At 61.4% G+C, this 12,205-nt stretch carries 4 protein-coding genes; 1 reads left to right on the top strand and 3 read right to left on the bottom strand.

The window, feature by feature from the left end:
• Nucleotides 1-62: 62 nt before the first annotated feature.
• The 3 genes from D8U18_RS18665 to D8U18_RS18675 all read right to left on the bottom strand — a co-directional run bounded on the left by D8U18_RS18665 (nt 63) and on the right by D8U18_RS18675 (nt 5,260).
• Nucleotides 63-1,427, bottom strand: coding sequence for an HlyD family type I secretion periplasmic adaptor subunit (locus D8U18_RS18665; RefSeq protein ID WP_056853077.1), 1,365 nt, complete (start codon nt 1,425-1,427; stop codon nt 63-65).
• A 181-nt stretch (nt 1,428-1,608) separates the two neighbouring features.
• Nucleotides 1,609-3,768: a type I secretion system permease/ATPase gene (locus D8U18_RS18670; RefSeq protein ID WP_131108151.1), complete on the bottom strand. Its 2,160-nt coding sequence runs from the start codon at nt 3,766-3,768 to the stop codon at nt 1,609-1,611.
• Nucleotides 3,769-3,901: 133 nt separating this feature from the next.
• Nucleotides 3,902-5,260, bottom strand: coding sequence for a TolC family outer membrane protein (locus D8U18_RS18675; RefSeq protein WP_056853075.1), 1,359 nt, complete (start codon nt 5,258-5,260; stop codon nt 3,902-3,904).
• Between the two features lie 590 nt (nt 5,261-5,850).
• Between D8U18_RS18675 and D8U18_RS18680 the strand changes: the two genes are divergently transcribed.
• A partial coding sequence (locus tag D8U18_RS18680; RefSeq protein WP_131108152.1) for a retention module-containing protein occupies nt 5,851-12,205 on the top strand: 6,355 nt, incomplete at its 3' end.

Consider the following 12,205-nt stretch of genomic DNA (forward strand, 5'->3'; position numbering starts at 1 on the left):
CACTTGGGGCTGCTTCGCAGCCCAGCGGGAGCAAGCTCCCTCGCCACAGGAAGGATTCAGGACTATCTTTCCCGCATCGCCTCGGTGCGGGCCTTGAGCACCGGCTTAAGCAGATAATCCAGCACTGTCTTTTCCCCGGTAATGATGTCCACAGTCGCCACCATCCCCGGAATGATCAGCAACGGCTTGGCGTCCCCGCCCAGATGGTTTTTATCGGTACGCACCTGGATCAGATAGAAGCTGTTGCCCTTGTCATCGGTGATGGTGTCGGCGCCGATCAACTCCAGTTTCGCGCTCAGGCCACCGTAGATCGTGTAGTCGTAAGCGGTGAACTTGACCATGGCTTTCTGGCCAGGATGCAGGAACGCAACGTCTTGAGGCCGGACCTTGGCTTCGATCAACAGGTTGTCTTCCAGTGGCACGATTTCCACCATGTCGCTGCCTGGCTGGACCACGCCGCCGATGGTGTTGACCTTCAAAACCTTGATGATGCCTTTGACCGGCGAGGTCACTGTGGTGCGGGTCACGCGGTCGTCGATGGCGATGCTCGATGCGGTGATTTTCGACAGGTCGGTGCGTTTCTCGTTGAGCTCCTTGGCCGCATCCGAACGGAAGGATTGTTCCGACTCGTCGATCTTGCTGCGGATCTCGGCGATCGCTGACTCAGCACGAGGTATCGCCAGCGTCGTGGCGTTCAGCGAGCCACGGATTTCCACGGCGCTGCGCTTGAGCCGCAGAATCTCCACCGGCGATACGGCACCGGTTTTCACCAGTGGCTCGGACATGTTCATCTCTTGATTGACCAGCGCCAGGCTTGAACTGTATTGCCCGGCTTTCGAGCGGAACTCTGCCAGCTCCTGGGTTTTTTGCCGAAGTTGTTCGGTCAGGGTGCGTTGCTCGCTGGCCAGTCGGCGTTGTCGTTGTTCGTACAACGAGCGTTCGTCCTCGGCCACTTGCGGCGCCTTGGCAATCACTTCCTCCGACAGCTTGAAAGGCCGGCCTTCCGCTTCAGCCGACAGCCGCTCGACTTGCGCGGTCAGGGCATAGCGATCGGCCTCGCTTTCGCCCTTGTTCGACAGGTAGCGCGTGTCGTCGAGGCGCAACAAGGTATCGCCCTTGCTGACCATTTGCCCTTCACGCACGAAGATTTCACTGACGATGCCGCCCTCCAGGTTCTGGATGACCTGGACTTTGCTTGACGGAATCGCCTTGCCTTCGCCCATGGTGACTTCCTGCAACACGGCGAACTTGGCCCAGACCAGCGCACTGATCAGCAACGCGGCGGCCAGCCACACGGTCACCCGCGACCAGCGCGGCGAGTCCTGCAACGAAGCGCCGGCGGTTTCCGGCATGAACTCGACTTCGGCGCTTTTGCCGAAGCTGTTGAAGTAGCCTCGGGGCGCTGAATCTGGCGTTTGAGCAGACATGGGCGATACCCGTCAGTTAAGAGAAATAGTGCCGAACACAACCCTGTGGCGAGGGAGCTTGCTCCCGTCCGGCGGCGAAGCCGTCGCAAAAACTGCTGACGCGATCCAGGTGACACAACCAGGCGGCTGCTTCGCAACCCAGCGGGAGCAAGCTCCCTCGCCACAGGTTGTGTATTCGCATCTAGACAGCCGCCGAGCCGACGCGGCCCTTGCGCAATGCATCGATGACCGCTTCTTTCGGTCCGTCGGCAACGATTCGCCCGTTGTCGAGCACCACCAGCCGATCCACCAGGCTGAGCATCGAGGTGCGGTGCGTGACCAGCAGCACGGTTTTGCCCTGCACCCAGCCGTGGAGTTTTTGCCGCAGTACATCCTCGCTGCTGTTGTCCATGGCGCTGGTCGGCTCATCGAGCAACATGATCGGCGGGTCGAGCAGAAGCGCCCGGGCCAGCAACACAGCCTGGCGTTGACCACCGGAGAGCAATTGCCCACGCTCGCCGACGGGCCGGTCGAAGCCTTGCGGGTGTTGCCGGGCCAGTTCGGTGACGCCGGTGAGCTCGGCGACTTCAAGCATGCGAGCGTCGCTGATGTAGCGTGCGCCGAGTGTCAGGTTGTCGCGCAGGCTGCCGGCCAGCAACGGCAAGTCATGGGCGACATAGCCGATCTGATGGCGCAGGTCGGCGACGTCCAGTTGCCGCAAGTCCAGGCCATCGAGCAGGAGCTGGCCTTCTTCCGGCTCGTAGAACCCCATCACCAGGCGCCCCAGCGTGCTTTTGCCCGAGCCACTGCGGCCAATGATGCCGATGCGTTCACCAGGTTTGACGCTGAAGCTGATGTTGGCCAGCGCCGGGGCGGCCTGGCCGTTGTAGTGGAAGGTCACGCCGACCACATCCAGTGCACCTCGCAGTTGCGTGCGTTCAAGCGGCCGCTGCCGGGCATCGCGCTCCTGGGGCAGCGACATCAGGGCGTCGGTACTCTTCATGGTCAACTGCGCTTGCTGGTAGCGGGTGATCAGCCCGGCGATTTGCCCCAGCGGTGCCAGCACGCGACTGCCGAGCATGTAGGTCGCCACCAGTGCGCCGACGCTGAGGTTGCCGGCGATGATGCTGTAGACCCCGGCAACGATGGTCGCCATGCCGGAAAACTGCTGGATGAACAGCGTGCCGTTGGTGGCCAGCGCCGAGAGGTTGCGCGCATGGCTGTCCAGGCGAGTGAGGGCGCCGTGGGTGCTTTCCCATTTGTGCTGGCGCTCGCTTTCGGCGCTGCAGGCCTTGAGGGTTTCCAGGCCTCCGAGGGTTTCGATCAGCAGCGCCTGGCGTTCGGCGCCGAGGCTCAAGCTTTTTTGCACGGTGTCGCGCAGACGAGTCTGAATGATCATGGCGAAGATGATCGTGATCGGAAACGCCAACACCGGAATCACCACCAGCCAGCCGCCGAGCAGTCCGATCACCACCAGCATCAGCAACGCGAAAGGCAGGTCGATCAGGCTGGTCAGGGTCACCGCCGTAAGAAACTCCCGCAAGCCCTGGAAGTCATGAATGCTTTGGGCGAATCCGCCAATGGTCGCAGGCCGCGCTTTCATCGCCATGCCGGTTATGCGTTCGAACAGGGTCGCCGAAAGAATCACATCGGTCTTCTTGCCGGCGGTGTCCAGCAAGTGCGCGCGCACCACCCGCAGCACCAGCTCGAAACCGGTGCCGATCAGCAGGCCGATGGACAGGACCCACAAGGTCGAGGTGGCCTGGTTCGGCACTACGCGATCGTAGGTCTGCATCACGAACAGCGGCACCATCAAACCCAACAGATTGATCAGGAAGCTGGCGAGGATTGCATCGCTGTACAGCCATTTTGACAGTTTCAGCGTGTCTCTGAACCACGCCTGTACGCGGGGAACGAGGGGCGAGCGCAGGTCTTCGAGTTCATGCCGTGGCCGGGCGAACAGGGCCTGGCCGCTGTAGTGTTCGGCCAGCTCTTGCGGGCTGATCCACTGTTCGCCACCGTCGGCTTCACTGGGCAGGATCAGCACCCGACCGTCTTCGCCGTAACGGCGCAGGACAGCGGTGCGTCCATGGCTGAGCAGGAGCATCACGGGAAGGTTGAGTGGAGAAATGTCTTTGAGCTCGCGACGTAGCAGGCGTGCCTGCAATCCGGCCCGGGCCGCTGCGCGAGGCAGTAGGTCCAGGCTCAGGCGTTGGTGTGCCATTGGCAGCCCGGCACTCAGGCTGGCGCGACTGACCGTCGCGCCATGGAGTTTGCAGAGGATCAGCAGACCGTCCAGAAGCGGGTCATCGAAGCTCAGGCGCGGATCAACGCCTGTGTTGCCAGGTTCCATGCTGGTCAATGTGATCGCTCCGGTTGCGCTACATCAATGGGTAACGGTTTCTGCACGTCCCCCTGCAAGCGTTACCGCAGGCTGCGATCTTGAACAGTTCAAATCAAAAGATCGCAGCCTGAGGCAGCTCCTGCAGGGGGGGTTATTTGAGATCAGGCAAACGGGCTTCGCTTTTCACTTCGGTCTGGGCGATGGCATCGGCTGGCAGCACGACCCGCTGTTTGCTCAACAACTGGCCCATGTTCGCCAGTATCCGGTACATCGAATATTCCTCGGTGTAGCGCACTTCGGTGTAGCGGCGGTTGGCGTTGTAGAGCTCGTTTTCACTGTCCAGCAGATCGAGCAGGGTGCGCTGGCCGAGGCCGAACTGGTCCTGGTAGGCCATGCGCACGCGTTTGCTGGTATCGGCGTACTCACGGGCGGTCGGGGTTTGCTTCTTGGCGTTGACCATGGCGTTCCAGGCCAGATGAATGTTCTCGTTGAGCTGGCGCAGGGCGTTGTTGCGGATGTCCATCGCCTGATTGATCTTGTGCGCGTCCGATTGCAGGCGCGCCTTGTCGCTGCCGCCGCGGAACAGGTTGTAGTTCATCACCACGCCGACCCGCCATTCGTTGTCATGGCCTTCTTCACCGGCGATGTTGTTGTTGGCGCCCACCGCCGCTTCAGCGTCGAAGCGCGGGTAGAACGGCGACTTGGCGACTTCGTACTGGCTCTCGGCCGATTGCACGTCGGCCTGGGCTGATTTCAGGTACGGGTTGTTTTCCACCATGCTCTGCTGGGCTTCCGTCAGGGATGCAGGCACTTCGCCGCGAATCGAGGGCGGTGCTTCCAGTTCATCGGGCAGGCGCCCAACGACGGCGGCGAAGTTCGATTCGGCGTCGGCCAGGTCGACTTCGGCGGTGTCGAGGTTGTTCTCCGCCAATGCCCGACGGGCACTGGACTGGTCGGCGTCGGCGTTGCTGCCGACTCCGCGCTCGGTGCGCAGGCCGATCTGATCGTTGACGCGCAAGTGTGCCTGCAGGTTGTTCTTGGCCAGCGTCACCAGCTCACGGCGCTTGAGTACTTCGAGGTAGACCTCGGTGGTGCGCAAAGCCAGATCCTGGGCGGTGCCCTGGGCGTAATAGGCGCGGGAGTTGACTACGCCTTTGGTGCGTTCGACTTCGTTGGCAGTGTTGAACCCGTCGAAGAGCATTTGCCGCAACCGCAGTTCCGACTGGGTGTAATTGAGGATTTCCGTGTGGTGTTTGCCGAGCGCCCGGGTGTTGGTGTTATCGCTGTACCCGCGCCCGTATGCGGCATTCAAGTCCACCGACGGATAAAAGCCCCCCTTCGCGACTTTCACGTCTTCGTCAGCCGACAGACGGCTGTCCACTCGTGACGCCAATTCCGGGTGAGTGGCAATGGTGCTCTGGATGGCTTCGGTCAGCGACATGGCGTGAGCTTGAGAAGTGCAGGCCATGGCCAATAGAACTGCGCTGCAGAGGGGGGTTAAAAGGCGCATGGTGCTTCTCCCTGAAGTCCTGATGGTGCTTAATCAGTCGCCAATTATTTGACGAAATTTATAGGTAAACCGTTTCACGGGTTTTACAGAAGAGCTAAGAACATTCTGGAGAGAACCTAAGAAGTTTTTCTCATAAGCCCTATGCCGAAAAAAACTTATGCGCTCCGCAAAATCCAGCACATTGTTCATTACCAAAGCCCTTGATTTATGAGCTTTAGGGCGCTCATCGGGGCAAGTGAAAAGTTCCGATCCACTTATCGACATAGGGCGGAGAAGTGCTGGAGGGGAGGGAGGCGTAGCGGAATTATGTGACGGTTTTTTGTCACTCGGTTGATTCAGCTCCGTTACGCATTGCTCGCAGGGCAGCGTATTTGCGATGTATTCCCGATGCCTTTGATTGCAAAGGGGTTTGTTGCGCAACCAAACGTGACCGTGAGCAACGCCGGCGAGATCGTCGCCAGGGCAGCGGCTTACTCAGGTAAACCCGCTGGCCGGTAGACGATCCGCCAGGCACTCGGTAAACCGTCCATCAAGCATTGCTCCGCGCAATAAAAAAGTGCCGACAGCGGTTGGCAGCGGAGGAAATGCACATGGCTACGCTCATCGGTATCGTCAGTAAGGTCGTCGGGCAGGTGTTCGCGGTGACAAGCGACGGCACGCGTCGCGTCCTGATCGAGGGCGACCGCTTGTTCGCCGGTGATCAACTGTCGACCGGAGCCGAGGGCGCGGTAGCGGTGCATTTGCAAAATGGCCAGGAACTGACCCTTGGACGGGGAAGCAGCCTGCAACTGACGCCGCAGTTATTGACTAATCACATCCCCCGCGTCGACACCGCCGAAGCAGTGACGCCGAGCCAGGCGCAACTGAGCGATGTCGAACAACTGCAAAAAGCCATTGCCGCGGGTGACGACCCGACGCAAACCGCGGAAGCCACCGCGGCGGGACCATCGACTGGCGCGCCGGGTGGTGAGGCGGGAGGCGGGCACAGTTTCGTGATGCTGGAGGAGGTCGGTGGGAGAGTCGATCCGATCATCGGTTTTCCCACTGCCGGATTCAATGGCATTCCCGAGTTTCCGGAAGGTCGCCGCGAAGGCGATACGGATACCGACGATGGCAGTCTGACGCCGGTTGCCCCAGGGATTCCTCCGGTTGTCATCCCGCTGGTACCACCGGTGGCGGACAACCCGGTCAGCCTCGACGGCCTGTCGGTAGAGGGCGGTGAGCTGACCGTCAAGGAAGCCAACCTTTCCAACGGCTCGGCCAGCAGCCCAAGTGCCCTGACGCAGAACGGTACGTTCACCATCAACGCCCCCGACGGCTTGAGCAGCCTGAGCATCGGCGGGATCAACGTGATCAGTGGCGGTGTAGCCAGCGGTTTCCCGCAGTCGATCACCACAGCGTTGGGTAGTACCCTGACCATCACCGGATACAACCCGGCCACTGGCGTTGTGAGCTACAGCTACACCCTCAATGGCAGCGAAACCCACACGAGCGGCGACGGCACCACCCTCAGCGAACACTTCACTGTGGTCGCCGGTGACAGCAATGGCGACACCGCTACCGGGTCGCTGGACGTCAACATCACCGACGATGTGCCCAAAGCCATCGACGACGATAACGGCGTGGCGTCGGAAACCCAGCTGACCCTCAACGGCAATGTGCTGACCAACGATATACAAGGCGCGGATCGCGTGCCGGTCGGTGAAAACAGCGGCCCGATCACCCCCGGTACGTTCGTCGGGACCTACGGCACTCTGGTGCTGAATGCCAATGGCACTTACACCTACACCCTGAACACCAGCGATGCGGATTTCAAAGCGTTGCACGGCGGTGGCAACGGCACCGAAACGTTCACCTACGTACTCACCGATGCCGACGGCGACAGCAGCACCGCCAACCTGGTGCTGAACATCCACAACAACGACGACGGGGTGACGATCAACGGCCTCGACGTCGAGGGCGGCGAACTGACCGTCTACGAGAAAAACCTCGGCGACGGCACCAGCCCCAACGCATCGGCGTTGACCCAGAGCGGCACCTTCACCATTACCGCCCTCGACGGTGTGCAAACCCTGACCGTCGGGGGCATCGCCGTCGTCACTGGCGGTGTGGCAGCCGGTTTTCCGCAATCGATCGTCACCCCGTTGGGCAGTACGCTGACCATCACCGGGTTTGACCCGGTCACTGGCGTGGTGAGCTACAGCTACACCCTGGCCGACAACGAAACTCACCCGACGGGCAACGGCACCAACAGCCTTTCCGAGCCGTTCGCCGTGGTGGTAGTCGATGACAACAACACCACCGCCAACGGTGAATTGAACGTCAACATCACCGACGATGTGCCCAAAGCCATCGACGACGATAACGGCGTGGCGTCGGAAACCCAGCTGACCCTCAACGGCAATGTGCTGACCAACGATATACAAGGCGCGGATCGCGTGCCGGTCGGTGAAAACAGCGGCCCGATCACCCCCGGTACGTTCGTCGGGACCTACGGCACTCTGGTGCTGAATGCCAATGGCACTTACACCTACACCCTGAACACCAGCGATGCGGATTTCAAAGCGTTGCACGGCGGTGGCAACGGCACCGAAACGTTCACCTACGTACTCACCGATGCCGACGGCGACAGCAGCACCGCCAACCTGGTGCTGAACATCCACAACAACGACGACGGGGTGACGATCAACGGCCTCGACGTCGAGGGCGGCGAACTGACCGTCTACGAGAAAAACCTCGGCGACGGCACCAGCCCCAACGCATCGGCGTTGACCCAGAGCGGCACCTTCACCGTCACCGCTCTCGATGGCCTGCAAACCCTGACCGTGGGCGGCATTACCGTAGTCAGCGGTGGCGTGGCCGCCGGTTTCCCACAAACGATCACCACTCCGTTGGGCAGCACCCTGACCATCACCGGCTACAACCCAACCACCGGCGTGGTCAGCTACAGCTACACCCTGGCCGATAACGAAACCCACCCGACTGCCAACGGCGCCAACAGCATCACCGAGAACCTCAACGTCATCGCAACCGACACCGACGGCAGCACCGCATCGGGGCAGATCAACGTCAACATCGTCGATGACTTGCCGAGCGCCAAACCCGACGCGGACTCCGTGCAGGAGGGCGGCACCGTCAGTGGCAATGTGCTGAGCAATGACATTGGCGGCGCTGACGGCCCGGCCGCCAGCGGTGCAGTGGTCGGCGTGCGCGCCGGTTCGGATACCTCGACCTCGGCTATCGGTGGCCTGAACAGCCAGATCAACGGCACCTACGGCTACCTGACCCTCGACGCCAGTGGCAACGCGGTTTATCACAGCAACCCGAACGCTGTGAGCGGCCCCGGTGCGGTGGATGTGTTCACCTACACCGTGCGCGATGCCGACGGCGATGAAAGCACCACCACCATCACCATTGACGTCTACAACAGCTGCCTGCAAGCGGTGAGCGACGCCGACGCCACCGTCTACGAAAAAGCCCTCGACCTGAACAAGGACGGCCAGGACCTGGCGGCCGGCAGCGTCACCGGCAGCGAACCGGGCCACACCGGTGAAACCGCGTCCGGCACCTTGGTCGGCTCGGTCAGCGGCGCCGTCGGTGCGATCACCTACGCACTGGTCGGCAGCGCCACCGGGGCCTATGGTCAAATCGTGCTCAACCCCAACGGCACCTACACCTACACCCTGACCTCGCCACCGAGCACCACGCCAAGCGCCAACGATGGCCCGAACGTCACCCACGAAACCTTCACCTATCAGGCCACCGATTCCCTGGGCAATGTGGTCACCAGCACCATCGTGGTCAACATCGTCGACGACGTGCCCACTGCCAAAGCGGACGTGGATTCGGTGGTAGAAGGCGGCACCGTCAGCGGCAACGTACTGGTCAATGACATCGGCGGCGCCGATGGCCTCGGTGCAGTGATCGGCGTGCGCGCCGGTTCGGATACCTCGACCTCGGCTATCGGTGGCCTGAACAGCCAGATCAACGGCACCTACGGCTACCTGACCCTCGACGCCAGTGGCAACGCGGTTTATCACAGCAACCCGAACGCTGTGAGCGGCCCCGGTGCGGTGGATGTGTTCACCTACACCGTGCGCGATGCCGACGGCGATGAAAGCACCACCACCATCACCATTGACGTCTACAACAGCTGCCTGCAAGCGGTGAGCGACGCCGACGCCACCGTCTACGAAAAAGCCCTCGACCTGAACAAGGACGGCCAGGACCTGGCGGCCGGCAGCGTCACCGGCAGCGATCCAGCCAACGCCGGTGAAACCGCGTCCGGCACGCTGGTCGGCTCGGTCAGCGGCGCGACTGGCGCGATCAGCTACACCCTGGTCGGCAGCGCCAACGGCAACTTTGGGCAAATCCTGCTCAACCCCAACGGCACGTATACCTACACCTTGACCTCGGCACCGAAAACAACACCGGGCGCCAACGATGGCCCCAACTCCCTGAGCGACACCTTTACCTACAAGGCCACCGATGCGCTGGGCAACACCACCACCAGCACTATCGTGGTCAACATCGTCGACGACGTGCCCAAGGCTGTGGCTTCGGAGCGTTCGGTGGCAGCAGTCGAGATTGACTCCAACCTGCTGCTGGTGATCGATGTCTCCGGCAGCATGGTCGACCCCTCCGGCGTAACGGGGCTGTCGAGGCTGGATCTGGCCAAGCAGGCGATCAGTGCCTTGCTCGACAAATACGACGACCTCGGCGACGTCAAAGTGCAGATTGTCACGTTCAGCAGCAATGCCATCGACAAGTCGTCGGTGTGGGTTGACGTGGCGACCGCCAAGGCAATCGTCGCTGGTCTGACGGCGGGCGGCGGCACCAACTACGACGCGGCGGTGGCCGTGGCACAAACTGCATTTGAGACCAACGGCAAGCTGACGGGCGCACAGAATGTCGGCTACTTCTTCTCTGACGGCAAACCCAATGAAGGTTCGATCGAGACGCAGGACGAGGCGCTCTGGAAGGCATTTCTTACCGAGAATCAAATCAAGAACTACGCGATCGGCCTGGGCGCAAACGTCGACAATGATGCCCTCGATCCGCTGGCATATGACGGCACTGGCACGGGGACCAATAACAACGCCGTGATTGTCACTGACCTAGGCCAACTCAACTCGGTGCTTTCGGGCACGGTGATGGGCGCACCGGTCACCGGTTCACTGCTGGGCGAGGGTGGGGCGTTTGGTGCAGATGGCGGCTTCATAAAAACCATCACCGTCGATGGCACCACGTACACCTACGATCCGAAAGGCAACAGCAACCAGGGCTCGCTGAATTTCAGCGGCGGCGCTAATCACGGTACATTCAATACGACCAACAACACCCTGAGTATCGCCACCAACAACAAGGGCACGCTGGTGGTGAATCTCGATACCGGTGAATACAACTACGTATCGCAGAAAACCACATCGGTGGTGCTCACGGAAAACATCGGCTTCACCCTCAGCGACAACGACGGCGATCTCGCCAGCTCGACACTGGTAGTCAAAGTCATTCCGAACGCAGCGCCGGTGGCCACTGATGATCACATCATCACTAACGTGCTTTCAGGCAGCGTGACGGTGCCGGCTGAATTACTGCTGGCCAACGACACCGACGCCGATGGCGACCCGCTCAAGGCCTCGCCAACCACGTTCAATACGGGCTGGGTCGCCAAAGGTGCTGACTTCACCGGCAGCGGCGCGATTGATTTCTCCGGCAGCGGCGTCAAGCCGAGCAACCAGAGCCTGAGCAACGTGCGCGGCGCGTTCGCAGCCAATACCGCCTCGATGACGGCCCTGTTGGTGATCAGTGGTTATCTGGGGCCGGTCACTGCTGCCAACGTTAACGATGAGGACCGCATCACCGTCAACCTCAAGCAGGGCGAGACCCTCAACCTTGACCACAACCTGGCTGCCGGCCATATCACTATGGAGTACTCGATCAACGGCGGTGCCTGGATTGCCCTCGGCGATGGCCAGACCATCACGGCGGCGTCGGACGGCGTCTATCAGATCCATGTGACCAACATTACTAACACCGGTGGCGGCAGCGGTGCGGGCAACTCGGAAAGCTATCAGCTGACCATGAAGCTCGATTATTCCGGTGCCCACGACACTGCCCCGGACTATCACGGCACCTACACTGCCAGCGATAACCATGGTGGCAGCGACAGCGCCAACCTGACCATCAGCTATCAGGACGGTCATACCCTCACCGGGACCACGGGCAACGACACCCTGGTAGCAGGCAACGGCGACAACATCATCAATGCCGGTGACGGCAATGACATCCTCACCGCAGGCACCGGCAACAACACGCTGCATGGCGACGCGGGCAATGACTTGTTGTTCAGTGGCACGGGCAACGACCTGCTCGATGGCGGCATCGGTAACGACACCGCGAGCTACGCCCATGCCACCACTGGCGTTACGGTCAACCTGGGCCAGAGTGGGCCGCAAAACACCTTGGGCGCCGGCACCGACACCCTGACCGCCATCGAAAACCTCGTCGGCTCCGATTTCAACGACAACCTTACCGGCGACAACAACAGCAACATCATTACCGGCGGCCTGGGCAATGACGTGCTCAAGGGCGAGGGTGGCGATGACTTCCTGATCGGCGGACTGGGCAACAATACGCTGACCGGCGGCAGCGGCGCCGACACGTTCCAATGGCTCAAAGGCAACAGTGGCCACGATGTGATCACCGACTTTACGCCGGGCACCGACAAACTCGACCTGTCGCAGCTGCTGCAAGGGGAGAATGGCAGCGCCGCGTCGCTCGATGACTACCTGCACTTCACTGTCAGCGGCAGCGGCGCGTCACTGGTCACCAGCATCGACGTCAGCGGCATGGCCGGCGCGGCGCCGAACCAGACCATTGACCTGGCGGGCGTCAACCTGGCCAGCCATTACGGTGTAACGCCGGGGGCGGGTGGGGTGATAG

Origin of the sequence: Pseudomonas sp. Sample_10 (assembly GCF_004321495.1) — a bacterium.
Taxonomy (GTDB): Bacteria; Pseudomonadota; Gammaproteobacteria; order Pseudomonadales; family Pseudomonadaceae; genus Aquipseudomonas.

Excerpts from the sequence above, each read along its gene's own strand:
- D8U18_RS18675 (WP_056853075.1), bottom strand. The coding sequence starts at position 5,260 with ATGCGCCTTTTAACCCCCCTCTGCAGCGCAGTTCTATTGGCCATGGCC.
- D8U18_RS18665 (WP_056853077.1), bottom strand. The coding sequence starts at position 1,427 with ATGTCTGCTCAAACGCCAGATTCAGCGCCCCGAGGCTACTTCAACAGC.